Genomic DNA, 26,078 nt, shown 5'->3' with positions numbered 1-26,078 from the left:
AATTTTGACAAAATTGTGGCCAATATGCTGCGTAACTGCGGCGTCAGCCTACCCGATCTTGTCTTTTATGGTAAATTGCGCGGCGGCTAACCGCGCAACGGGAACCCGGAATGGCGAGCAAGAAACGTAGTCGATTCCCACTTTTCGGCAAAAAGCGATTGATTCGGGGCTGCCCCCATGCTCTCCGCAGACTGACATCGTGAGGCCCGGCTGCGCTTTACGTCCCCGATCAACACCCAATTGCACCAATTCACCGACCCCTTCGGCGTCTAGCGTATGGAAAGGGTCTTCGGGATAAACACCCTGCTGCACATAGGCCGACATAAAACGACCGGCGTCATCGCGCGACAATCCATAGGCCATTTGGGTAAGGTCATTTGTGCCGAAGCTAAAAAAGTCGCAATGCGGCGCGATATCTTCTGCGCGCAGTGCCGCACGTGGCGTTTCAACCATGACGCCAAGTTTGAAATCAAAATCAGCACCGCGTTCGGTGCGAACAGCAGCGGCCACCGCGTCAATGCGCGTTTTCACGAGCTCAACTTCGCGTTTTGCGCTTACCAATGGGATCATGATCTCGGGAACAACAACAGCTCCGTCTTTTGCAGCATCTAGTGTTGCTTCAAAAATGGCCCGCGCCTGCATTTCGTAGATCTCAGGAATAGTGATCCCAAGACGCACGCCGCGCATACCCAACATAGGGTTATACTCGCTGAGAGCCTCAATCCGGCGCTCCACATGGGATAATGGAAGATCCAACGCTTCCGCCAAATCGCGCATACCGGCGCGATTTCCGGGAAGGAATTCATGCAATGGCGGATCAAACAGGCGGATACAGACCGGTTGATCCTTCATGATCCGGAACAGTTCGACGAAATCCGCGCGTTGAATTGGCATCAAGCGATCGACTGCCGTGCGGCGATCTGCGGGATCATCGGCAAAGATCATCTCTCTCATGACAGTCAGACGGTCTTCGTCAAAGAACATGTGTTCTGTCCGGCAAAGCCCGATCCCCTGCGCCTTAAAATTGCGAGCGGTTTTTGCATCTGACGGCGTATCCGCGTTGGCACGCACACCGATGTCGCGCGCCTCGTCTGCCCAGGTCATCAGTGTTTTGAACGCATCATCCAGAGCCGCTTCCAGCATTTCCGGCTCACCCGCAAGAACCTGACCATTGGTGCCATCGACAGTGACAACATCACCTTCTTTGAAAATGCGTCCGCCTTGGGCCGTCAGCTGCTTGGAGCGTGTTTGAAACCGCAATGAGCTTGCGCCAACAACGCAAGGCAACCCCAGTCCACGCGCGATCACCGCAGCATGGCTGGTCACACCGCCTCTTTCCGTCAGCACAGCGACGGAAGCATGCATCCCACGCACATCTTCTGGGCTGGTTTGGCGGCGCACAAGGATACAAGCCTCTCCGCGCGCGGCAGACGCCTGTGCTGCTGCCTCTGAGAAGACCAGCCTTCCGCTTGCAGCGCCGGGGCTTGCCGCCACGCCAGCACCGATCACATCTCGCTTTGCATTAGGGTCGACCTGACGGTGCAAGAGCTCATTCAACGCGCGCGGCTCGATTCGCATGAGAGCCTCTTCATGGCTAATGATACCCTCTTCCGCCAGAGCCACCGCAATCCGCACCGCGGCGCGAGCGCTGCGTTGGATGCGGACGCCATCCAGAATATGGACTTCACCATTTTCAATCGTGAATTCCATCTGCATTTCTTCGCGCAAGCGCTTGCGCATCAGTTCCGCATGTTCGATCAGCGCGTCAAACGCTTCTGGGAGCTTCTCTTGCAAGGATGGTCCGCGCTTGTCTTTGGTTAGGAACAGAGACTTGTCCCCCGCATGCAGTGCATCGCGGCCTTGAGACTGGCTGAGGTAACGCCCTTTGATCACCTGATGCCCTGACGCACCGTCCACCAGTTGCAAAACGCCGGAACCGCTTTCACCCTGCCCCATGCCCAAAGCCACCGCCTGGACCACGAGCCCGAGACCCGCATCTGCGGGCGCGCCTTTGGCCATGCGCAAGAGGCGCGCCGAAGTCCCGCCCCAAGCGCGTGCCATGGAGCGTAATACACCTAACAATTGGGTTGCGGCATCTTGCGGAAATGGCTCTTCCGCTTCGTCTTCATAGGCTTCAAGCGCTTCGTGAACGGCTTTAGGGCCAGATAGATCGATGTCGTCAAACATATCTGGGTCTAGACGCGCCACATGTTCCGAATAGGCCTGAATGAACCGCAAATAGATCTCATCGGCTGCTTTGCCGATGGATTTCGCAAGTTCCGCATGCCGTTCGTCATTGATACCGATATTAAGCACCGCGCGCGGACCGCCCCAATCGGGATCCTCTGAACTCGGACGCACGCAGAGCAAACACCCGTCTTCAAAGGGTTCCATCAATCGCTCTAGGTCCGGGATTTCGCCCCCGGCAAGCCGGTGCACCGCATCAAAAGACACGGCGACAGTTGTTGGAACCGGCAGATCAAGACGGACCAAGCGTTGCAGACACTTCGCCCGGCCACCATGGGTTTGCACAGTGATCGGTGCGGTGGGGGTCACTAGAGTGATAAACGGGCTATTTTTCTGCACTGCGGCATCCTCCATGGGGCGGCAGCATAAGGGTGCTGCGCTATGAGGCAAGGAAAAGGTTAACGGAAAAACATTGCGCTTGCGGAAAGAGCAGCGCCGGATTTCTTAAGAAATCCGGCGGTTTGAGTATTTTGACAAAGAAGAAGGGAACGGGTTTCGTTTAGCCTTCGACTTTGGTCAAATCCGCAACCGAGGCGCAAAGCTGGCGAATGCGGCTGAGCAGGTTCAAGCGGTTGCGGCGTAGGATCTCGTCATCGCTGTTGACCTGAACCGCTTCAAAGAAGCCATCAATCGGCGCACGCAGACCTGCTAGGCCCGCCATTGCTGCGGCGAAATCCTCGCCTTTGATGGCTTCGGCAATGGAAGGCTCGAATCTGTCCAGCGCTTCAAACAGGGCTTTTTCTGCATCTTCTTTGGCGAATTTGGCATCGGCGCCGAAGGAGTATTCAACGCCGTCTTTTTCCTCAGCTTGGGTGAGAATGTTGTTGGCGCGTTTAAATCCTTGCAGAAGGTTCTCGCCATCATCAGTGCCAAGGAAGGTCTGCAATGCTTTGGCGCGATTGACCAAGAGCGCGATATCGTCATTGCCCTCCATGGCGATGCAGGCGTCGATCACGTCGTGGCGGATGCCTTGGTCGCGCAAGAAGACTTTTAGGCGATCGTGGAAGAAGGAGAGAAGATCAACCGATGTGTCGGGCAAACGAGTCTTAAGCTCTTCGATATGTTCAGGAAGATCACCGTCAACGGCATCCACAACGGTACGCATCGCCGCACCGAACACGCCGTGGTCTGCGATTTCTTTAAGCAGATCCCCCATCAGGGACTTTGACGCTTGGTCATCCCCGTTTTGTTCGATTTCGTGACGCAACAGTTGCGCGTCAAAGAACCGGTCCAGCGGCATTTTCAGGCCATTTTCCACGACGAGGCGGATCACACCCAGCGCAGCGCGACGCAGCGCAAAAGGATCTTTTGACCCAGTGGGCTTTTCATCAATCGCCCAGAATCCCGTCAGAACATCCAGCTTGTCCGCTAGTGCGACGGCCACAGAAATTGGCGCGACAGGCACGTCATCAGATGGGCCAAGGGGCGAGTAATGTTCAGTCGCCGCCGCCGCAACCTCGGCCGGATGGCCTGCAAACTCAGCGTAATAGCGGCCCATCAGGCCCTGCAGTTCCGGGAATTCATAGACCATTTCAGAGCTGAGATCGGCCTTCGCCCAACGCGCGGCCTTTTCGGCCAGATCCGCATCTGCATTCACAAGCGGCGCAATATCACGTGCCAGCTCTGCGAAACGGTCAATGCGTTCGGCCTGAGAGCCCAGCTTGTTGTGGAAAGTCACGTTCGCAAGTTTCTCGGTCCACTCAGACGCGCCAGCTTTCGCGGTGCGCACGTCATTTTCCCAGAAGAATTTCGCATCTGACAGCCGCGCAAACAGAACCTTCTGGTTACCTGCCAGAATGGTCGCGCCATTGTCTTTGGTTTCACGGTTCGCAACAGTAATGAATTTCTCAATCCGGCCAGTTTTTGGATTTTTGACCGAGAAGAACTTCTGGTGTTCTTTCATGGAGGTCTGAAGCACTTCAGGCGGCAGGTTCAAGAAGTCCTCGGCAATGTCGCCCATCAGGGTGACAGGCCATTCCACCAATCCTGCGACTTCCGCCAACAGGCCTTTGTCATCCACCACTTCCAGACCTTGCGCAAAGGCGAGGTTTTGAGCATCGGCCCAGATGGTTTCGGCGCGTTCCTCTGCCGAAAGGATCACGTGGTCGCGCTTCAGCTTCGCAGCGTAGTCTTCAAAGCCAGTGACCGCAAAACGCCCTGCCCCCATAAACCGGTGCCCTTCGGTGGTGTCGCCAGATGTGATGCCTTCCACATCCATGGGCACAACCGTTGTGCCGGCCTCATCTGTCATGATGCAGAGGATGGAGTGCAACGGGCGCACCCAGCGCAACGCGCCCGATCCCCAGCGCATGGACTTTGGCCAAGGGAAGTTGCGGATGGTGTCTTCGAGCACTTCGGCCACGATCTCAGCCGCCGGGCGGCCGGGTTTTTCGATGGTCGCAAAATACACGGCACCTTTTGGTGTGTCGCGCTCTTCCAGTTGATCCATCGTCAGGCCTGCACCACGCAGGAAACCTTCGATGGCCTTTTCCGGCGCACCCACTTTCGGGCCTTTGCGTTCTTCGCGTACGGTTGGGCTCTCTGCCAACATGCCCTCAAGCGCAAGGGTCAAGCGCCGCGGGGTCGAGAAGCTTGCGGCATTTCCATAGGTCAGACCCGCGGCCACCAGACCATCGGTCACGCGCTTTTTCAGGTCATCCGCGGCACGGGCTTGCATGCGCGCAGGAATTTCTTCGGAAAAGAGTTCAATCAGCAGATCAGGCATATCTATTGGTCTTCCGGTTTAGGCGGGCAGGATGCGGGCAGGTCTTCGCCGTCAAAGGCAAGCTTGCCGCATGCGTTGATTTCATGCCAGGCAAAGCCCCGGCCATCGGGCAGGATCGCAACGATACGGTCGATCCCATAGGTGATATTTTCGGTACCCATAAAGGCAATCGCGTCGCCATTGCGCAGGGCGGCGCCAATTTCATCGGCGTCAAAACAGTCAAACCAGCCGGGCGCATTCAAAGGTGTTGCCTTTTCCACCGGTTGGTAGGTTTCACTCATCATGGCTTGGGACATAGATGTCGTGAAGCACGCCCGGTAGCGGATCGGAGAGCTACCTGCGTCGATGGCTTCAAAGTCTTCATATAGAACGGTCTCCGGTTGACCGGTCGCCAAGAGGGTCATCTGCACATCATCCGCGCCGGTGGCATTCACCGGCTCATAAAAGGCGTAGATCTGGGTGTACCAGAGGCCAATGCCCATTGCGATGGCAGACAAAACAAGCACTCCTGACAGAAGTTTCCCGGTCACGCGGCCTCTCCGGTCGCAGCGCGGGTTTGCGCGAAGGCGTCAGCACATTGCTTTGCCAAAGCACGGACGCGGCCAATATAGGCCTGACGTTCCGTGACAGAGATCACCCCACGCGCGTCGAGCAAGTTAAAGATATGGCTGGCTTTGATGCATTGATCATAGGCCGGGTGCGCCATGATGATGGTTTTGCCGGTCTTTGGATCTAAATGTTCTTGCGCGAGGATCGCTTCGCATTCAGCTTCCGCCTCTTCAAAATGGCGCAGCAGAACCTCGGTGTTGGCCACATCAAAGTTCCAACGGGCGTATTCTTCCTCTGTTTGCTTGAAAACATCGCCATAGGTCAGCGCAATCGGGGATTGCGGGTCATTGAATGGCATATCCATCACGTGGTCCACACCCAGCACATACATGGCCAGACGTTCCAGACCATAGGTCAGCTCGCCAGAGACCGGGTGACAGTCATGGCCGCCAACTTGTTGGAAATAGGTGAACTGGCTGACTTCCATACCGTCACACCAGACTTCCCAACCCAGACCCCAGGCGCCAAGCGTTGGGCTTTCCCAGTCGTCTTCCACGAAACGGATATCGTGCATCTCCATATCGATGCCGATGGCGGCCAAAGAGCCTAGATACAGCTCTTGCAGATCCGGTGGGCTTGGTTTGATCAACACCTGATACTGGTAATAGTGCTGCAAACGGTTTGGGTTTTCACCATAACGACCGTCGGTTGGACGGCGAGAGGGCTGAACATAGGCCGCGGCCCATGGTTTTTGGCCTAAAGAACGCAAGGTTGTGGCCGGGTGAAATGTCCCTGCACCGACTTCCATGTCGTAAGGTTGCAGCACTGCACAGCCTTTGGCTGCCCAATAGTTTTGCAGCCGCAAGATGATCTCTTGGAACGACCTTGGTTTGCTATCCGTATCTGCCATAGCTCTGCCCTTTTCAAACGCGTTTCGTACCTATTCGCAACAGACAGGCGGGTCAATTGCACCAAAGGCCAAAATAAGGGTGCATGACGGCGCAAAGTTGGTAAAAGGTCGAGCGAATAGGAAATTTTTTACGATCAAAGGACCCAAGTCAGGATGTCGCGGTTTTTCTTCTCTTTCGTTTGTGGGTTTTTCTTCCTTTGCCGCGCGGCATTTGCACAAGAAGACATTGCTTGGGTTCAGATCGAAGCGCAGCCAAGCTTGTCTGACGCAAATGCCCAAATCATCAAATACGCCGGCCAATTAGAAGACGTAAACGGATTTGCCCTTGGCGGCGGCTGGTACGGCATCGCTCTTGGCCCGTACACGCGTGAAGATGCGGAAACCGTGCTGCAAGCCTACCGCCGCGATGGGCTGATTCCACGCGATGCCTATGTGACTTTTACTTCAACCTTCCGCAGCCAGTTTTGGCCAATTGGTGCGAACCTGCTGAATGTGCGGCTTGATCCTGCAGAAAATGAACCTGCTCCATCGGTTGAAGCCGCTTCTGAACCACAAGTATTGGAACTTAACGTTCCCGATGAAACCCCACGGGAAGCGCGTGCCAGCGAAGCGCGGCTGACGCGGGATGAGAAAAAAGAGCTGCAAATCTGGCTGCAATGGGCTGGCTTTTACAACAGCTCCATCGACGGCGCATTTGGTCGTGGCACCCGCGCCTCGATGTCTGCATGGCAGGCAGCCAATGGCCATGAAACCACAGGCGTGATGACCACCGGCCAACGCGCGCAACTCAAAGCGCAGTATAACGCGGTGCTCGATGGCTTGGACCTACGTGCCTATACCAGCCTAGAAGCGGGCATCGAAATGTTGGTTCCGCTTGGCGTTGTTGAAAAGAAATCTGCGGAATACCCATTTGTGAATTTCTCGCCGACAGCGGATGTGGATGCCCAAGTGGTCCTTATCAGCCAAGAAGGTGACCAATCCACGCTGTTCGGCCTTTACGACATCATGCAAACGCTAGAGCTGGTCCCGCTGGAAGGCCCACGCGAGCGTCGCAAAGACAGCTTTGTTTTGGTGGGCGAAGATGCGGCCCGGATCAGCCACACCGAAGTCAGCCTGAAAAACGGTGAAATCAAAGGCTTTACGCTGGTATGGCCTGCGGGTGACGAAGAACGTCGTCGTCGTTTGCTGAGCGAAATGCGCGCGTCTTTCACGCGTATCGACGGGGTCATGGATCCGGCAGTGGGTGCTGAATCCCTCCAAGATCTGGACCTCTTATCTGGTCTTGAAATTCGCCGTCCGAAACTCTCCCGCTCTGGCTTTTTCATCAACAGCCAAGGCACCGTTGTCACCACGGCAGAAGTTGTGGACAGCTGTCAGCGGATCACCCTTGAAGGGGAATATGACGCAGAGTTGCTGGGCGTGAATGAACAGCTTGGCGTTGCGGTATTAGCTCCTGCAAAAGGTTTGGCCCCAATGTCTGTCGCGAGCTTCAGCGCTGCAACACCGCGATTGAAGTCTGAGATTGCAGTTGCAGGCTACTCTTTCGAGGGTGTTTTGGGCGCACCGACCGTGACCTACGGCACGCTCGCTGACCTGCGCGGTTTGCAGGGTGAAGAAGAACTCAAACGACTGGCACTCGCGCCATTGCCGGGCGATGCGGGTGGCCCGGTGTTTGACACTGGCGGTTCGGTTGTTGGCATGCTGCTGCCAGCGCCGACAAATACCGGTCGCCAATTGCCGCCGGATGTCAGCTTTGCCGCGAGCGGGCGGACCATTCAGACCATCTTGAATGATGAAGGCATCGCAACCAACAGCAGCGCGACAGCCGGAAGCATTGCTCCGGAAGACCTGACGACGCTCGCAGGCGAAGTCACTGTTTTGGTGAGCTGCTGGTAAGAAACCAAAAAGTTTTTTCAAAAAGCCCTGCCCTTTCGGCGGGGCTTTTTTTGGTTTAGCTCTTACCGATCTTGCCCAAATGGGTGATCTGAAAACCCTCAGGTGACTTCAGCCCATAGCCAAGCACGCGATCAAAACCGCAATGGGCAATAAGCAATAGCCCCATACCAATCCAGAACACTGAACCAGCCGCGAAAGCGACGGCTGTGACAACTGCCCCGAAGCCGTAAATATGCGTGAAGTTGTAAGCCAATGCGCCAACTTTTGGTCCAAATGCGTAGCCGAGAAAACTAAGGTCAGGCGCAAAAAAAATGATCAGAGCAAGCCACCAAGCGATGCCATGATCAAGGTTCATGTAGGCAGAAATGGCTCCAAGAAGGACCAAGCCTCCTTCCATTCTTTGCCACGATTTTGCAATTGCCATTTCGCCCCCTCCACTGTCCCTAAAAGACAGATGGGAGCGTAAGTATACAAATTGAAGGCCAACCGGCCTTCAATTTTCGTCAGAAAGAATGCTTAGCGATCTAGCTCGAGTTGCTTTATCAGAGCGTTCAAGGTTTCTTTTTGTTTCTGCTCCAGCTTGGCATTCCGAGACCGAAACAGCGTCGCCTGAGATTTCAGGATCGTTGAGTCAGACAGGATCTTCAGGTGGTTTGCGCGCAACGTGTCACCGGTCGACGTAATATCCGCGACAGCTTCCGCAGTCAGGTTCTTAATTGTGCCTTCTGTTGCCCCTTGGCTGTCCACCAACTGATAATCCGCAACCCCATGATCGCGCAGAAATTCACGCACAAGACGGTGGAATTTGGTCGCGATCCGCAAACGGAACCCGTGTTTCGCGCGGAAGGCCGCAGCCGCTGCATCCAAGTCTTCGAGCAAGTTCACATCGACCCAGCACTGAGGCACCGCGATGATCAGGTCCGCACGACCGAAACCAAGCTCGGCCATGGTTTCGACTTGCTGCTCCCAAAGGCCCAGTTTCTCTTGCACCAGATCTGTACCGGTGACCCCAAGGTGGATACGGCCCGCTTTCAGTTCGCGCGGGATTTCACCCGCACTCAAGAGCACCAATTCGACCCCCTCAATACCTTCTACTTTGGCGGCATATTCCCGATCCGATCCGGTCCGCGACAAGGAAATTCCCCGCGCGCCGAACCAATCAAAAGTCTTCTCCATCAAACGGCCCTTTGAGGGCACCCCAAGCTTGATCGTCATGCCTGAGCCTCCAATTCCAGAACCACTTCGGGACGGATCACCGCACCGACCGCAGGAATTTCATTGCCGCCCCCAAGCACGCGAGTGAGCGCGTCATAACGCCCGCCAGATGCTACAGCAGGCAAATCAGCACGGCCATTGGCAAGGAAACCAAAGACGAACCCGTCATAATATTCCATGTTGGTGCGCCCATAGCTGCCTTCAAAGTCGATGGCATCGACGTTGATCCCGCGCGCATCAAGCGCTTCAATACGCTCCCGCAAACGATAGACCGCATCGGTTATGGCAGGCATATCAACGGCAATATCGCGTAGCTGCTCTAGTGCAAATGGCAGGGTTTCCCGAACATCGAGCAAAGCATCCAGCATTTCCACCTGCCCAGTGGAAATTGGCATCGCCCCGTGATCTTCGCGCAGCGCTTCGATACGCGCAGCGATTTCATCCGGACCGCGCAAACCAATGAATGGCACGCCCGATTGCATCGGATCAGCTTCCGCCAATAGCGCTTCACGTTGAGCAGGCACGGGCAAGCGCCCTGAAAACCGGTCCAGCAACGCCCGGAAGCGCTTCGGCCTCCAGATGTGGCGTGCCAATGCCGCCTTCCGATGCTCTGTGGTTTCAATGCCTTGTACGGCCGCTTTCAACAGTCCGATATCACCGGTCACCGCGCGCGCGTTGAGATGCGCCAGGGCATCATGCACCAGACCAAAAACTTCTGCGTCAGCAGCGGCGGGGTTTTCCCGGGCAAAAACCTCATAGCCCACCTGTGTGTATTCATTCGCGCGGCGTGTATCTTCTTCCTGACGACGGAAAACCTCGCCAGAATAGGTGTAACGCGCCGGCTCGGCCCCGTGGTCCATATGCATCTGCACGACAGGCACCGTGAAATCCGGGCGCAGCATTTGCTCACCCAACAGCGTATCACTGGTCACATAAGCGCGGGCTCGGATGTCCTCGCCATAGAGATCAAGCAGCACCTCAGCGGGCTGCAAAACAGCAGTCTCCGCCACCTTTGCCCCAGCAGCTTCAAAGCGCGCGCGCAATTCCGCGGCCCGCGCTCGGATCAATGCTTTATTCGGCATTTAACCCTGCCCTTCTGTTTGGCTTGCGAGGATTTCACGCACCTTCGCCACCAAATCCCCACGCGGGACTTCAAACTGACTTGGGCGTTCTTTCCACTCTTCCAATGTGGCGCTTTCGGCAATCTTCGCCCCAAGGATCAAGTCTTTGATCTGGATGACGCCATTGGCCTTCTCGTCACCACCTTCGATGACTGCGACAGGAGAGTTCCGCTTATCCGCGTATTTCAGCTGGTTGCCGAAGTTCTTTGGATTGCCAAGGTACACTTCCGCGCGGATCCCAGCATTACGCAGTTCGGTAACCATAGCCTGATAATCCGCCATCCGGTCGCGATCCATCACGGTCACAACAACCGGACCTGTGGTAGTGCCGCCAATGCGGCCCTTCTCCCGCAGCGCCGCCAAAAGACGGTCCACACCAATGGACACACCGGTTGCTGGCACCGCTTGGCCGGTGAAGCGTTTCACCAGATCATCGTAACGACCGCCACCAGAGACAGACCCAAACTGACGCTTGCGCCCCTTTTCATCAAAGATTTCAAAGGTCAGCTCAGCTTCAAACACCGGACCAGTGTAATAGCCAAGGCCACGCACAACCGATGGGTCAATCTCAATGCGATCCGCGCCGTAACCGCCAGCAGCCAGCAAATCACCGATCTGCTCAAGCTCAGCAATCCCGTCAGCCCCCACAGAGGAGCCGCCAACCGCATCCCGCAAATTGGCGAAGGTTTTGGCCACATCATCCGCTTTTGAGGTCAAGAACGCGAGAACGGGTTCCGCCTGATCATCAGACAAGCCAACCCCGTCGATGTAAGCGCCAGAGGCATCCAAGCGCCCTTTACCCAGCAGTTCTCGCACGCCGCTCGCGCCAACTTTGTCAAACTTATCGATGGTACGTAGCACGTTGTCTTTGGCCGCTTGATCATCGCCCAGCCCCATGGCTTCCAGAACGCCATTGAGAACCTTGCGGTTATTGACGCGCACCAGATAGTCGCCGCGGGGAATGCCGACGGTTTCCAGCGTATCAGACAGCATCGCGCAGATCTCTGCATCCGCCGCCACAGAAGGCGCACCAACCGTGTCCGCATCACATTGATAAAACTGACGATACCGGCCCGGGCCTGGCTTTTCATTGCGCCAGACTGGGCCCATCGCGTAGCGGCGATAAGGCGTCGGCAGGTCATTGCGATGCTGCGCATAGACCCGCGCCAATGGCGCCGTCAGATCATAGCGCAAGGCCATCCAATCGCCCTGCCCGTCTTCATCGGCCTCTTGCCACGCAAAGACGCCTTCATTTGGGCGATCCACATCGGGCAGAAACTTACCCAGCGCTTCCACGGTTTCCACCGCCGCGCTTTCCAAAGCTTCAAACCCATATCGATGATACACCCCTGCAATCTGATGCAGCATTTCGGTCCGCTCTGTCACTTCAGCGCCGAAATAGTCGCGGAATCCCTTGGGCGTCACCGCCTTAGGGCGCGGGGCTTTTTTCACTTTTGCCATCGCTATGGGTCCCTAGTCAGATTGGTGGGCATTAAAACGTGCGTCGCACTTACCCCACCCCTATCCTGCAAGCAACCCGGCCTGTCCCTTCCACATCTTCTTCTTTGCCAAAATACTCTGGGGGAGAGGGACCTCTGGTCCCTTGGGGGCAAAGCCCCTCCCTTGACCAACATCGCCACAAGGCCTAGGCCGGGGTCATGGAAAAGCTGGAAGAACAAATCGCCCACCTGACGAAAACCGTCGAAGAACTCTCGGACGTCATCGCCCGCCAAGACACAGAGTTGGCCTTGCTAAAGCGCCGCGTCCAGATGCTGCTGGAGCGAGAAGCGGATCGTGAGTCAGCGGGCACCGGTGGTGTTGTAATGGGCGATGAACGGCCGCCGCATTATTGAGCGCGCCCTTCAATGTGATCCAAAAACGAATTGCCCTCGTAAAAGGTTATGTTAACTAATTTTGGGAGGATCAAATGAAACGACTAACAATCTCAGTCTTTGCCCTCGGCTTGATGTCAGCACCTGCTTTCGCGAACGGCCATTGCGATGGCGATGCCTGTATCGTCAACAAGGGTGGCAAGGTCGTCTGGACAATTACAGATCTAGGTGAACTCAAAGGAACCAACCCTGGTGGCAAAGGGCGCACACAGAATGCCGCTGGCGGTTTGACGAAAGCTGCTGACAATGGCCTGGAACTCGTTGTGGTGCCAGCTGATGACTAAGACTGTTCTTGATCCTGGCTTAGTTGCCGGGATCAAAAATCCTCAACCGCCATAACCCCCGGCAGAGACTTGATCGCCCCCTTGATTTGAGGGTTCACCGGAAATTCCACGCCCACGTCAATCTCCACCTCGCCGGGCAATTCCGGGTCCATGAGGTTGAACATCACCGGCCCGCGTGGCCCGTTTTTCACCGCTTGCCGCGCACCATCCAGCACGCCAGCAATATTGGCCACGGCCTCCGCATTCTCCACGAAAATGCGCAAACCCGCTGATCCGGCATCCGCGACAATCGTGTCAATCGGACCAATGGACTTCGCCAACAGTTTCAACTGATCAGCCTCCATATTGGCCTCAACGCTCACAACAACCTTCGAGCCGGTCTCCAAATGCTCGCGGCATTTTTCCAGAGTCTCCGAGAAGATCGTCACCTCATAGGCCCCGGTCGGGTCCGAGAGCTGCGCAAAGGCAAAGCGATTGCCGCGCGCGGATTTGCGCTCCTGCCGGCCTGACACCCGCCCCGCAAGTTTCGCAACACATGGCCCAGAGCGCGCTTTTTCCGTCAGCTCATCTAGAGTGAGAATTTTCTTACGCTTCAACGCAGGCATATAGTCTTCCAGCGGGTGACCAGACAGGAAGAAACCAATGGCGCGGGCTTCTTCATCCAGCTTCTCCGCTGGCAACCAATCTGCGGCCTTGCTCAGACGTGGCTCTGGCAAGTCATCGCCCGCTTCGCCAAACAGCGAGACCTGATTGCTTTCTTTTTGCTCATGGATCGCTGCCGAGTAATTCACCAGCCCTTCAAGGCTTTCAAAGACCTTGCGGCGGTTCTTGTCGAGTTGATCAAACGCCCCAGACCGCGCGAGCATTTCCAGTGGCCGTTTGCCAACTTTCTTCAGGTTCACCCGGCGCGCGAAATCAAACAAGGTCGCGAAGGGTTTATCCACCCCATCCACTTTGCGCCCCTCGGTCACGAGCGTCATCGCCTCCACGCCGACGTTTTTCAACGCGCCCAGCGCGTAGACAAGGTGTTGATCACGCACGGTAAACGTCGCCTCAGACCGGTTCACACAAGGCGGGATATACGGCAACTTCAGCTGCTTTTTGACTTCCTCGAAATAGACCGCCAGCTTGTCCGTCAGATGGATATCGCAGTTCATGACGCCGCCCATGAACTCCACCGGATGGTTCGCTTTCAGCCATGCGGTGTAGTAAGACACCACCGCATAGGCCGCCGCGTGGGATTTGTTAAATCCGTAGTTCGCAAATTTCTCAAGAAGGTCAAAAACTTCGGACGCTTTCTTGGCCGGAACACCGTTTTCCGCAGCGCCTTTTTCAAACTTTGGACGCTCTGCATCCATCGCTTCTTTGATTTTCTTACCCATCGCGCGGCGCAGCAGGTCAGCGCCGCCAAGGCTATAGCCCGCCATGACCTGCGCGATCTGCATAACCTGTTCCTGATAAACGATAATCCCCTGCGTTTCCGCAAGGATATGATCGATCAGTGGGTGAACAGATTCAATTTCTTTGAGGCCGTTTTTGACTTCACAATAGGTCGGGATATTCTCCATCGGACCCGGACGATAGAGCGCCACAAGCGCAACGATGTCCTCAATACAGGTCGGCTTCATACGCTTCAACGCGTCCATCATACCGGTGGATTCCACCTGGAACACTGCAACGGTTTTGGCAGATGCGTAGAGTTTGTAAGTGGCCTCATCATCCAGCGGGATCGCGTTGATCTCGTTCACCGCGCCTTCGGGGGGATCGTAAAGCGTGGTGCCATCCGCCTTGATGTGTATGTCGCGCCCTTCCCCTTGGATTAGGTTCACAGCGTTTTGGACGACGGTGAGGGTTTTTAGGCCCAAGAAGTCGAATTTCACAAGGCCTGCCTGTTCCACCCATTTCATATTGAACTGGGTTGCTGGCATGTCAGAGCGCGGATCTTGATAAAGCGGCACCAACGCATCCAGCGGCCGGTCGCCAATCACAACACCCGCCGCGTGGGTGGAGGCGTTTCGCAGCAAGCCTTCCACCTGCATCCCGTAATTCAGCAAGCGGTCCACAACCGGCTCAGCTTTAGCTTCATCGCGCAGACGCGGCTCGTCTTTTAGAGCTTTCTCGATAGAAACGGGCTTAACGCCTTCCACCGGAATCATCTTCGACAGACGATCCACCTGCCCGTATGGCATCTGCAGAACACGGCCCAAGTCACGCACCGCGGCTTTAGACAGAAGCGCACCGAAGGTGATGATCTGACCCACCTTGTCGCGACCGTATTTCTCTTGCACGTAACGGATCACCTCTTCCCGGCGATCCATGCAGAAGTCGATGTCAAAGTCTGGCATGGACACCCGTTCTGGGTTCAAGAACCGCTCAAACAGCAGGGAATAACGCAGCGGATCAAGGTCGGTGATGGTCAGCGCGTAAGCCACCAATGAACCCGCACCGGACCCCCGGCCCGGCCCTACCGGGATGCCTTGATCTTTGCCCCATTGGATAAAGTCCGCAACGATCAGGAAGTAGCCGGGGAATCCCATGCCTTCGATAATGCCCAGCTCAAAATCCAGCCGCTCTTGGTATTCTTCTACCGAAACCGCATGTGGGATCACCGCCAGACGTGCTTGCAGGCCTTCGTTTGCAATGCGGCGCAGTTCGGCGACCTCGTCATCGGCGAATTTTGGGAGGATGGGGTCACGCAGATACGCACCAAAGGCGCAGCGCTGTGCGATTTCGACCGTGTTCTCAATCGCTTCTGGCAGATCCGCAAACAGAGTGATCATTTCTTGCGGAGTTTTCAGATAGTGCTGCGCAGTCAGCTGACGGCGGCCTTCGGTCTGGTCCACATAAGCCCCTTCCGCCACGCAGATCAGCGCGTCGTGGGCCTCGTACATATCTGATTTCGGGAAATAAACGTCATTGGTGGCCACGAGTGGGATATCCATCGCGTAGGCCATTTCCACAAAACCACGTTCAGACAAACGTTCCGCTTCTGGCTGCCCCCCCTCTCCGGGATGGCGCTGAAGCTCCACATAAAGCCGATCTTCATAGATGTCTTTGAATTCGCGCATCATGGCTTCGGCCGCAGGTCGTTGACCCTGACGCAACATACGGCCCATTGGGCCATCAGGACCACCGGTCAAACAAATCAAACCAGCAGAATGTTCGCGAAGCTCTTCCATGGTGACCTGAGGCACCTCATCCGGCCGTGCCACATAGAGGCACGAGCTGAGCTTCATGAGGTTCTCATACCCCTCTTCCCGTTGGCTCAGCAGTACAATCGGCGCCGGCGGCGGGGCTTGGGTGCGGCCCGTCGGGTCGTCATGGGGCATTTGCAAATCAACCTGGCAGCCCACAATCGGCTGAATCCCTGCCCCTTTGGCGTTCACGGAGAATTCCAGAGCCGCAAACATGTTGTTTGTGTCCGTGATGGCGACGGCGGGCATTTCCATCTCGGCGCAAATGCTGGGGAGTTTCTTAACCCGAACAGCCCCTTCAAGAAGGGAATATTCGGTATGGACGCGGAGATGAATGAATCGGGGTTGGCTGCTCATGAGGGAAAGCTACATCACCGGCGCGTCGGGGGAAATCAAATCTGGCGGTCTGTGGATAAGTCAGAAAAGACACCGCAGCACTGAAGAGACGCGCGACAAGTCTTTCAAGAATTTCAAAAAAATACTCGCTAACTTTATTGTTTTCAGAGGCTTAGAGAGCAATTCCTCGCGCCCATTTTTTAAGCATTTATTTTGATCATTTGGACAAATTGGCTTGCAAGCCCTTGCCAGAAAGGGATTTTGCTCCCTATCCTAGCGCCAGGTGATGACAAGCCGCGCTTTTTCTACGTCGCATCGAAAAAGCGTACCAAGGCATAGCTTAGGTAAGGCGACGGGTTAATTTTATGGATATCACGTTTCTTCTGAACGGAGAGACCGTGGACCTCAGCGATGTGAACCCCACCACAACGCTTCTGCAGTGGCTACGCGATCAGCGCGCAATGACAGGTACGAAAGAGGGCTGCAACGAAGGCGATTGCGGTGCCTGTTCTGTCATTGTCCAAGACGCCGACACCGGCGGCGAGATGAAAGCGCTTAACGCTTGTATTCTTTTCTTGCCTCAACTGCAGGGCAAATCCGTGCGGACGGTAGAAGGCATTGCGGCATCGGACGGCAGTTTGCACCCAGTGCAAAAAGCCATGGTGGATTGTCATGGCAGCCAATGCGGTTTTTGCACGCCGGGTTTCGTAACGGCGATGGTTGCAGGGCACCAAAATGGTGCCACCGATTGGGATGACCAGTTGGCGGGGAACCTGTGTCGTTGCACCGGCTATGCGCCTATCATTCGAGCCGCGGAACAGGCCGCAACTGAACCCACGGCAGAGTGGCTCAATGAGCCCATACCGCAGTTCACTGATTTGCCGTCTCACGCGATGCAGCCAACGACATCTGATGAGCTCGCGACAGCCTATCTTGCCAATCCTGACGCAACTTTGGTGGCCGGCGCCACGGATGTCGGTCTTTGGGTGACCAAAGGGTTGCACGACTTAGACCCGGTGATCTTTCTCGGGCGTTGCACAGACTTGAAAGAGATAACTGAAACGGACACGCAGCTGCATTTCGGAGCAGGTGTGAACATGAACGAGATGCGCGCGGCAATTACGCCCCATTTTGCAAGTTATGGCGAGATGCTGCGCCGCTATGCCAGCAACCAAATCCGCAACGCGGCGACCCTTGGGGGCAACATCGCCAATGGCTCTCCGATTGGCGACAATCCTCCGGCCCTGATTGCGTTGAACGCACAGGTTCAGTTGCGCCGTGGGGATGAACGTCGGACAATGCCGATCGAAGACTTCTTCATCGAATATGGCAAACAAGATCGACAGCCCGGCGAGTTTGTGGAACGCATTTCTGTGCCGAAACAGCCGGACCGTCTGAAGGTCTACAAGCTGTCCAAGCGCTTCGATCAGGATATTTCCGCCGTGCTTGCCGCGTTTAACGTGACGGTTGAAGATGGCGTGGTCACAGAAGCCCGCATTGCATTTGGCGGCATGGCGGGCATTCCAAAGCGTGCCGCTCATGTGGAAAACGCGCTAAGAGGGCAACCTTGGACAGAGACAATCATCGCAGCAGCCCGTCCCGCTTGGGATCAAGACTTTACGCCGCTCAGCGACATGCGTGCATCCGCCGCCTATCGTATTGATACTGCTAGAAATATGCTGACCCGTTACTTCTTGGAGGACCAAGGCGCAGCGACGTCTGTGCTGGAGGTGGCCTCATGAGCGTCGCCAAACCCATCCCCCACGACAGCGCCGCACTGCATGTGACGGGTCATGCCCGCTATGTTGATGACATTCCATTGCCGCAAGGCGCTTTGCATCTGGCTTTTGGCCTCTCAACAATTGCCCATGGCGACATCAAGTCGATGGATCTGAGCGCGGTACGCGCTGCGGACGGCGTGGTTTTGGTGATGACTGCAGAAGACCTGCCGTTTGAGAACGATGTAAGCCCCTCAATCCATGACGAGCCGTTGCTGAGCACCGGATCTGTTCACTATATGGGACAGCCATTGTTTGCGGTTGCGGCGACCTCCCATTTGGCGGCGCGCAAGGCAGCGCGGTTGGCAGAAATCACATATGTGGAAAAAGGGCCTATTCTGACGATTGATGAGGCCATTAAGGCGGGCAGTCATTTCGAAGAGGGTCCGCGTATTTGGACCGTCGGAGATGCGGCGAAAGCATTGGAGGCCGCACCAAATCGCCTGCAGGGCGAGATTGAGATGGGTGGCCAAGAGCATTTTTACCTTGAGGGTCAGGCCGCGGTGTCATTGCCCCAAGAAAACGGCGACATGCTGGTGCACAGCTCCACCCAACACCCAACGGAAATCCAACACAAAGTCGCGGATGCGTTGGGCATTCCAATGCATGGGGTTCGTGTTGAAACCCGCCGTATGGGTGGCGGATTTGGCGGAAAAGAAAGCCAAGGCAATGCTTTGGCAGTGGCCACAGCAATTGTCGCCTCAAAGACCGGACGCGCGTGCAAAATGCGCTACGACCGGGACGACGATATGGTCATCACCGGCAAGCGCCACGATTTCCGTATCTCTTATGACGTGGGCTATGACGACAGCGGCCGGGTTCTAGGGATTGATTTTCTGCAGCTCGCCCGCTGTGGCTGGGCACAAGATCTATCATTGCCGGTCGCCGACCGCGCCATGCTGCATTCTGACAATGCTTATCAGCTTGATCACATGCGGATCGAGAGCCATCGCCTAAAGACCAACACTCAATCTGCGACGGCATTTCGTGGCTTTGGTGGCCCCCAAGGCATGTTGGGCATTGAACGTGTGATGGATCATGTGGCGCACGCTTTGGGCAAGGACCCGCTTAAGGTGCGACAGGTCAACTATTATGACGATCAAAGCGGTGGGGCGTTGCCCCCCCGGGTCGACGCAAGCGCCGACACTCCCCCCCAGAGTATTTCTGCAAAGAAGAATACGACCCATTATGGGCAAGAGGTCGTTGATTTCGTACTGAACGATCTGACAGAGAAATTGGCTGGCAGCAGTGACTATGCTGCGCGCCGCGCGGCCGTGGCGAAATGGAATGCAGAAAACCCAATTCTGAAAAAAGGCATCGCGCTGACGCCGGTCAAATTTGGGATCTCGTTCACATTGACGCATCTCAACCAAGCGGGCGCTTTGGTGCATGTCTATCAGGACGGCTCTGTTCAGATGAACCATGGCGGCACCGAAATGGGTCAGGGCCTGAACCAGAAGGTCGCACAAGTGGCTGCGGCGCGGTTTGGGATCAGTTTGGACGCCGTGCGCATTACGGCGACGGATACAGCGAAAGTTCCGAACACGTCTGCCACAGCTGCGAGTTCCGGCAGTGATCTCAATGGCATGGCCGTGCGAAACGCTTGTGACACGATCAAAGCGCGGATGGCTGAGTTTTTGGGCGAATATCATCAGAGCTCCGCTGATCACGTGATGTTTGACGATGGCGTGGTCCGGATCGGCGATAGTGAGATGAGCTTCGCGGCAGCCGCGAAGCTTTGTTACGAGAACCGGATCAGCCTTTCGGCAACCGGGTTTTATAAAACACCGGATCTAAAATGGGACCGGATCAAAGGTCAGGGACGGCCGTTTTATTACTTCGCTTACGGAGCTGCCGTCACCGAAGTGGTCATTGATACGCTGACAGGTGAAAACCGCATCTTGCGCACAGATCTTTTGCATGATGCGGGCTCATCTCTGAACCAAGCGTTGGATATCGGTCAGGTTGAAGGCGCTTATGTGCAGGGCGCGGGATGGCTTACCACCGAAGAGTTGGTCTGGGACGACAAAGGCGCTTTGCGCACCCATGCGCCGAGCACCTATAAAATCCCCGCATGCTCTGACCGCCCGCCGATCTTCAATGTCGATCTTTATGAAAATCAAAACGCCGAAGATACGATTTATCGATCTAAAGCTGTTGGCGAGCCGCCATTTATGTTGGGAATTTCAGCCCTGATGGCCTTGTCAGATGCGGTTGCGTCTTGCGGATCGGCCTATCCAGATTTGCAGGCCCCGGCGACAGCGGAGCGTGTCTTGCAAGCCGTGCAACGGGTGCAAAATGCTTGATCGCGCGGCGCTCATAGGCCTTACCGCCCAGCACGGGCCTTGCATGCGGGTTGTCACCGCTGAGGTCAAAGGCTCTGCCCCCCGCGAAGTGGGATCCGCGATGATTGTCTGGGCGGATGGGCAAGCGGGCACAATCGGCGGCGGCACCTTGGAATTTGAAGCCACCAAAACTGCGCGCCAGATGTTAGCAGATGGCAAACACCTGAAGCGTTCATCGCACCCGCTGGGACCCGCACTCGGCCAATGCTGCGGCGGCGCGGTCACATTGGTCACGGAGCGGTTTGACCACGAGAGGATAAATCAAATCGACGGCACGGTGTTTGCCCGCCGCGTGTCGGGCGACGCTCCCATGCCTTTTAATATGCGCCGCGAAGTATCAGATGCCCGTTCGCAAGGGGCAGGCATTGCACCGCAATTGGTCGACGGGTGGTTCATCGAACCCGTCACGCCGACACAAAAACCCCTATGGATCTGGGGCGCTGGACATGTTGGGCGCGCATTTGTGGATGTGTTTACGCCCCTGCCCGGTTTCGGCATCACGTGGATCGACACCGAACAGTCCCGTTATCCGGAGACCATTCCTGACGCGGTAGATCCGCTCGTTGCGGCGGACCCATCACAAGTGGTCAAACATGCGCCGTGCGACGCGCATCATCTGATCGTGACTTTCTCACACGCGCTTGATCTGAATCTGTGTCACCACTTGCTGCAACAAGACTTTGCATTCACTGGACTTATTGGGTCCAAGACCAAATGGACGCGGTTCCAAAAGCGCTTGCGTGATCTGGGCCATTCAAATGATCAAATTTCACGCATCACCTGCCCGATCGGTGACCCTTCCTTGGGCAAACACCCGCAAGCAATTGCAATTGGGGTCGCCGCTAAGCTATTGAAGTCTGGTCAAGAACAGACGCTTGGGTGGAAAAATTTCGGATGAGGGACAAAACGGAATGAACACACCGCTGCTTTCGATCCAAGGGCTGACCAAAGCCTACCCTGGTGTTGTCGCAAATGACGACGTGTCTTTTGACATCGCTGAAGGGGAGGTTCACGCGCTTTTGGGCGAGAACGGCGCCGGCAAATCCACCCTCGTTAAAATGATCTACGGTCTGGTGAAACCAGATAGCGGTACAATGACATGGCAAGGCAACGCCTTCGCCCCTGCCGAACCCCGCGCTGCCCGCGGGAGCGGTGTCGCAATGGTGTTCCAACACTTCTCACTTTTTGACGCGTTGAATGTGGCGGAAAATGTTGCTCTGGGCATGGAAAACCCACCACCGATGCGCGACCTAGCGAAGCGGATTAAAGATGTCAGTGAAAACTATGGACTGCCACTAGATCCAGATAGAACTGTCGGCGACCTATCCGCTGGCGAGCGTCAACGGGTTGAGATCATTCGCTGTCTTTTGCAGGACCCGAAGCTTTTGATCATGGATGAGCCGACCTCGGTTTTGACGCCTCAAGAGGTTGAAATCCTGTTTCAAACCCTTCGGAAATTGAAATCTGAAGGCACCTCGATCCTATATATCTCTCACAAACTGGAAGAGATCCGTACGCTGTGTGACCACGCGACCATTCTGCGGCTTGGCAAGAATGTGGGCGAATGTGTGCCTGCTCAAACCTCTGCCCGTGATATGGCCGAGATGATGGTGGGCGACACATTGCAGACCCCAACACGGACTGCGCAAGATGGTGGTGAGGTCGTCCTTCAGGTGGACGACTTGAGCGCTGCCTCTGGGAACCCATTCGGCACATCGTTGAAAAACATCAGCTTTTCCGTAAGCGCCGGAGAAATCCTTGGTCTTGGAGGCGTCGCTGGCAATGGTCAGGACGAATTGCTGGCGGCTTTGTCAGGCGAGCTTCTGACGGCCGCCACCGCCGTCACGATCCGCGGCGATGCGGTAGGCAATTTAGGCCCCAACCAACGACGTGGCATCGGAACTTTGGCGGCACCAGAGGAACGGCTGGGCCATGCGGCTGCGCCAAATATGAGCCTGGTCGAGAACGCCCTTCTAACCGGCGCAATCCGCCAAGACCTGACCAAGAAAGGGTTCGTGAACTGGAAAGGCGCGACAGAATTTGCCGATCAGATCATTTCAGAATTTGACGTGCGCACCCCGGGATCTGACCGCGCGGCGCGTGCGCTTTCAGGCGGCAACTTGCAGAAATTCGTGATTGGCCGCGAGGTTTTGCAAGACCCTGAAGTGTTGATCGTGAACCAGCCGACATGGGGCGTAGATGCCGCAGCGGCGGCGGCTATCCGGCAATCTTTGATGGATCTGGCGGCCAAAGGCGCGGCAATCGTAGTGATCAGCCAGGACCTTGATGAGCTTATGGAAATCTCTGATCGCTTCGGCGCTCTGAATGAGGGACGTCTGTCTGAGCTGCGTCCGACATCAGGCCTCACAATTGATGAAATCGGCCTCATGATGGGCGGAAGCCACGGCATGCATGTCGCTGGTGAGGAAACCGTTGAACAGGAGGCAAGCGCATGATCCAACTGGAGAAACGCCCGCAGCCAAGCCGGTTCTGGTCGCTGTTTACACCGGTCATCGCGGTGATTGTGACGATGATCGCCGGTGGTTTGCTGTTTGCCGCTTTGGGCAAGAACCCAATTGAAGCGATCCGTACGATTTTCTACGATCCGCTGTTTGGTGAGTTTTCGTTTTACTACCGCCCACAACTCTTGGTGAAAGGCGGGCCACTGATCTTGATTGCCATAGGTCTGAGCCTTGGGTTCCGCGCCGGGATTTGGAATATCGGCGCCGAAGGGCAGTATATTCTTGGTGCGATCTGTGGTGCAGCGGTGGGTCTGGCATTTTACCCGACCGAGAGCGTTTTCATTTTCCCACTCATGATCCTTGCAGGCCTATTGGGAGGGATGCTCTGGTCGATGATCCCTGCCCTGCTCAAAGTGAAATTTGGCACCAACGAGATCCTCGTTTCCCTGATGCTGGTTTACGTCGCCGAGCAACTTTTGGCGTCCATGTCTTTGGGTCTGCTACGAAATCCTGACGGCCATGGTTTCCCGGGCAGCCGAAACTTTCAGGATTACCCAAGTGGACACAACACAGAGATCTTGGCCGGAACCGGCCTTCATTGGGGTGTGGCAGCGGCGTTCATCGCCGTGACTTTCGCCTACATCCTGCTGAACAAACACATCTTGGGCTTCAACATCCGCCTAACCGGCGAAGCCCCACGTGCTGCGCGTTTTGGTGGCGTAAACCCGACCCGTCTGACAATTCTTTGCATGGGTATTTCCGGCGCACTTGCCGGGCTCGCGGGTCTGTTTGAGGTCTCCGGTCCATCCGGCCAGATCAGCATCGACTTCAATGTTGGTTACGGCTTCACCGCAATTATCGTCGCGTTCTTGGGTCGTCTGCATCCGATCGGCATTTTGCTGGCCGGTCTCTTGATGGCGCTGACGTATATTGGCGGCGAGATCGCGCAGGCCAACCTCGGCCTCCCAGCTGCGGCCATTCAGGTCTTCCAAGGCATGCTCTTGTTCTTCCTCTTGGCGCTTGACCTTCTCTCTAACTTCCGCATCCGACTAGCCGTTAAGGGAGCCGCATAATGGATCTTTCAGCCATCAGCCCAACCCTTTTGATCGCGTCTCTTATGGTGGCCGCGACCCCACTGCTGCTGGCAGCCATCGGCGAGCTCGTGGTGGAAAAGGCAGGCGTTCTGAACCTAGGCGTCGAAGGCATGATGATCGTCGGAGCGGTATGCGGCTTTGCCGTTTCCGTCGAAACCGGTTCGCCGTACCTCGGCATCCTTGCCGCCATGGCAGGCGGGGCGATCCTGTCTATGCTCTTTGCCTTTCTCACCCAGTTTGCACTGGCAAACCAAGTGGCATCGGGCTTGGCGCTCACGCTCTTTGGTCTCGGCCTCTCCGCCCTCATGGGGCAAAGCTATGTGGGCGTCAAACCGCCCGTGATGGGCAAAGTAGATATCCCGGTTCTCTCGGACCTGCCCTTCGTCGGCCATATCCTATTTGGTCATGACATCGTTCTTTATATGGGCCTTGGCCTGACAGCCGCTGTGTGGGCTGTGCTGAAATATACCCGTGCAGGATTGGTCCTGCGTGCGGTCGGTGAAAACCACGAAGCGGCACACGCGCTTGGCTATCACGTTGTCCGCGTCCGTATCCTTGCCATTTTGTTTGGCGGTGCCTGTGCGGGGCTTGGCGGTGCCTACATCAGCCTGATCCGCGTACCTCAATGGACGGAAGGCATGACCGCTGGCATTGGGTGGATTGCTCTGGCTTTGGTTGTTTTCGCCAGCTGGAAGCCGTGGCGTGTCTTGCTGGGCGCTTACTTGTTCGGCGGCATCAATGTCCTACAACTCAACTTGCAGGCGGCAGGTATTGCCATCCCTGTCGAGTACTTGGCAATGTCGCCATATCTTATCACGATCATCGTGCTTGTTATTCTGTCGGCTGACAAAAGCGCCGCTCCTGCGTCGCTTGGCCGTCCGTTTCACGCTTCGAACTGATCTTTCAGTCAGAAGCCAAATATAAAACTGCAACAGGGGGAACCCAAATGAAATTGACCAAACTGCTTGCCACAGCTGCCGTGGCAATGGGCCTTGCGACCACCGCAATGGCTGAGAAAACCAAGGTAGGCTTCATCTACGTTGGCCCAGTGGGCGACGGCGGCTGGACCTATGAACACGACCAAGGCCGTAAGGCGGTTGTGGCTGAGTTCGGCGACCAGGTTGAAACCGTCTACCAAGAGAACGTACCAGAAGGTGCTGACGCGGAACGTGCGATCACACAGATGGCGTTGCAAGGTGCTGACCTGATCTTCACCACATCCTTTGGTTACATGGACCCAACCATCAACGTTGCGAAGAAATTCCCGAACGTGAAGTTCGAGCACGCAACCGGCTACAAAACCTCTGACAACGTGTCCATCTATTCCGCACGTTTCTATGAAGGTCGCGCGATCCAAGGTCACATCGCGGGCAATATGACCGAGAGCAACATCATCGGTTACATCGCTTCCTTCCCGATCCCAGAAGTGATCCGTGGCATTAACTCTGCCTACATCCACGCCAAGAAGGTGAACCCAGATGTGCAGTTCAAAATCATTTGGGCTTACACATGGTTTGATCCTGCAAAAGAAGCAGACGCGGCGAAAGCTCTGATCGAGCAAGGCGCGGACGTGATCCTGCAGCACACCGACTCCACCGCGCCACAAGCCGCAGCTCAGGCGGCAGGCAACGTTGTGACATTCGGTCAGGCGTCTGACATGGGTGAATACGCGCCGTTCCCGCGCGTGTCTTCTATCATTGACGATTGGGCGCCTTACTACATCGCGCGCACCAAAGCGGTTATGGACGGCACTTGGGAAACCAAGAGCACATGGGACGGCATCGGCGCTGGCATGGTTGGCATCGGTGAAATCTCTGACCGCGTTCCTGCGGACGTGAAAGCGGAAGCGCTGGCAATGAAAGAAGCCTTGGCATCCGGCGAATACCACGCCTTCACTGGTCCAATTAACAAACAAGACGGCACCCCATGGCTCGCGGAAGGCGAGACTGCGGATGACGGCACCTTGGCGGGTATGAGCTTCTATGTGGAAGGCATTGAAGGCGACGTACCAAACTAAGCATTCGCTTAAC

The 26,078-nt window shown here is 56.0% G+C and carries 19 protein-coding genes; 10 read left to right on the top strand and 9 right to left on the bottom strand.

Annotation, left to right across the window (positions count from 1 at the left end):
- Positions 1–48: 48 nt before the first annotated feature.
- From ppdK to TA5113_RS08375, 4 genes are all read right to left on the bottom strand, one after another.
- A complete protein-coding gene (gene ppdK, locus TA5113_RS08390; protein ID WP_082625843.1) occupies positions 49–2,601 on the bottom strand; it encodes a pyruvate, phosphate dikinase in 2,553 nt (850 codons plus the stop codon).
- 145 nt (positions 2,602–2,746) lie between these two features.
- On the bottom strand, positions 2,747–4,972 hold the full coding sequence (glyS, locus tag TA5113_RS08385) for a glycine--tRNA ligase subunit beta (protein WP_058314606.1): 2,226 nt from the start codon (positions 4,970–4,972) through the stop codon (positions 2,747–2,749).
- Between the two features lie 2 nt (positions 4,973–4,974).
- Positions 4,975–5,502 carry a DUF6446 family protein gene (locus TA5113_RS08380; RefSeq protein WP_245627138.1) on the bottom strand — a complete coding sequence of 176 codons (528 nt, stop codon included), beginning with the start codon at positions 5,500–5,502 and terminating at the stop codon, positions 4,975–4,977.
- Complete coding sequence (locus TA5113_RS08375; RefSeq protein WP_058314605.1) at positions 5,499–6,431, bottom strand: glycine--tRNA ligase subunit alpha; 933 nt, start codon at positions 6,429–6,431, stop codon at positions 5,499–5,501. The genes TA5113_RS08380 and TA5113_RS08375 overlap by 4 nt, the downstream gene beginning before the upstream one ends.
- 153 nt (positions 6,432–6,584) lie before the next feature.
- Here TA5113_RS08375 and TA5113_RS08370 point away from each other — a divergent pair, with 153 nt between their 5' ends.
- Positions 6,585–8,327, top strand: a complete 1,743-nt coding sequence (locus tag TA5113_RS08370) for a serine protease (RefSeq protein WP_058314604.1) — start codon at positions 6,585–6,587, stop codon at positions 8,325–8,327.
- A 55-nt stretch (positions 8,328–8,382) separates the two neighbouring features.
- Here TA5113_RS08370 and TA5113_RS08365 read toward each other — a convergent pair whose 3' ends face one another.
- The 4 genes from TA5113_RS08365 to hisS all read right to left on the bottom strand — a co-directional run bounded on the left by TA5113_RS08365 (position 8,383) and on the right by hisS (position 12,124).
- Complete coding sequence (locus tag TA5113_RS08365) at positions 8,383–8,751, bottom strand: DUF4260 domain-containing protein (protein ID WP_058314603.1); 369 nt, start codon at positions 8,749–8,751, stop codon at positions 8,383–8,385.
- A 92-nt stretch (positions 8,752–8,843) separates the two neighbouring features.
- A complete protein-coding gene (hisG, locus tag TA5113_RS08360) occupies positions 8,844–9,542 on the bottom strand; it encodes an ATP phosphoribosyltransferase (RefSeq protein ID WP_058314602.1) in 699 nt (232 codons plus the stop codon).
- Complete coding sequence (locus TA5113_RS08355) at positions 9,539–10,624, bottom strand: ATP phosphoribosyltransferase regulatory subunit (RefSeq protein WP_058316676.1); 1,086 nt, start codon at positions 10,622–10,624, stop codon at positions 9,539–9,541. The genes hisG and TA5113_RS08355 overlap by 4 nt, the downstream gene beginning before the upstream one ends.
- The gene (gene hisS, locus TA5113_RS08350; RefSeq protein WP_058314600.1) at positions 10,625–12,124 is read right to left on the bottom strand and encodes a histidine--tRNA ligase; all 1,500 of its coding nucleotides are present in this window, start codon (positions 12,122–12,124) and stop codon (positions 10,625–10,627) included.
- Positions 12,125–12,321: 197 nt separating this feature from the next.
- On the opposite strand from hisS, the gene TA5113_RS08345 reads away from it, so the two are divergent.
- Both TA5113_RS08345 and TA5113_RS08340 read left to right on the top strand, forming a co-directional pair.
- Positions 12,322–12,516, top strand: a complete 195-nt coding sequence (locus TA5113_RS08345) for a SlyX family protein (RefSeq protein WP_058314599.1) — start codon at positions 12,322–12,324, stop codon at positions 12,514–12,516.
- A 74-nt stretch (positions 12,517–12,590) separates the two neighbouring features.
- Positions 12,591–12,839 carry a hypothetical protein gene (locus tag TA5113_RS08340; protein ID WP_058314598.1) on the top strand — a complete coding sequence of 83 codons (249 nt, stop codon included), beginning with the start codon at positions 12,591–12,593 and terminating at the stop codon, positions 12,837–12,839.
- A 32-nt stretch (positions 12,840–12,871) separates the two neighbouring features.
- Here TA5113_RS08340 and dnaE read toward each other — a convergent pair whose 3' ends face one another.
- Entirely contained in the window at positions 12,872–16,390 is a 3,519-nt protein-coding gene (gene dnaE / locus TA5113_RS08335; protein ID WP_058316675.1) for a DNA polymerase III subunit alpha, read from the bottom strand.
- 344 nt (positions 16,391–16,734) lie between these two features.
- Here dnaE and xdhA point away from each other — a divergent pair, with 344 nt between their 5' ends.
- Genes xdhA through TA5113_RS08295 form a run of 7 tightly spaced genes read left to right on the top strand, consistent with a single transcriptional unit; the run spans position 16,735 to position 26,065 of the window.
- Entirely contained in the window at positions 16,735–18,111 is a 1,377-nt protein-coding gene (gene xdhA, locus TA5113_RS08325) for a xanthine dehydrogenase small subunit (protein WP_058314595.1), read from the top strand.
- A complete protein-coding gene (xdhB, locus tag TA5113_RS08320; protein ID WP_058314594.1) occupies positions 18,108–20,453 on the top strand; it encodes a xanthine dehydrogenase molybdopterin binding subunit in 2,346 nt (781 codons plus the stop codon). Before xdhA ends, xdhB begins: the two co-directional genes overlap by 4 nt.
- Positions 20,446–21,390, top strand: a complete 945-nt coding sequence (xdhC, locus tag TA5113_RS08315) for a xanthine dehydrogenase accessory protein XdhC (protein WP_058314593.1) — start codon at positions 20,446–20,448, stop codon at positions 21,388–21,390. The genes xdhB and xdhC overlap by 8 nt, the downstream gene beginning before the upstream one ends.
- Before the next feature lie 13 nt (positions 21,391–21,403).
- Positions 21,404–22,948, top strand: coding sequence for an ABC transporter ATP-binding protein (locus TA5113_RS08310; protein ID WP_058314592.1), 1,545 nt, complete (start codon positions 21,404–21,406; stop codon positions 22,946–22,948).
- A complete protein-coding gene (locus TA5113_RS08305) occupies positions 22,945–24,027 on the top strand; it encodes an ABC transporter permease (protein ID WP_058314591.1) in 1,083 nt (360 codons plus the stop codon). The genes TA5113_RS08310 and TA5113_RS08305 overlap by 4 nt, the downstream gene beginning before the upstream one ends.
- A complete protein-coding gene (locus TA5113_RS08300) occupies positions 24,027–24,947 on the top strand; it encodes an ABC transporter permease (protein ID WP_058314590.1) in 921 nt (306 codons plus the stop codon). Before TA5113_RS08305 ends, TA5113_RS08300 begins: the two co-directional genes overlap by 1 nt.
- A 47-nt stretch (positions 24,948–24,994) precedes the next feature.
- Positions 24,995–26,065 carry a BMP family ABC transporter substrate-binding protein gene (locus TA5113_RS08295; protein WP_058314589.1) on the top strand — a complete coding sequence of 357 codons (1,071 nt, stop codon included), beginning with the start codon at positions 24,995–24,997 and terminating at the stop codon, positions 26,063–26,065.
- Positions 26,066–26,078 lie beyond the last annotated feature (13 nt).

Origin of the sequence: Cognatishimia activa, from assembly GCF_001458335.1 — a bacterium.
Lineage (GTDB): Bacteria > Pseudomonadota > Alphaproteobacteria > Rhodobacterales > Rhodobacteraceae > Cognatishimia > Cognatishimia activa.
This window is presented reverse-complemented; position numbering and strand designations above follow the sequence as displayed.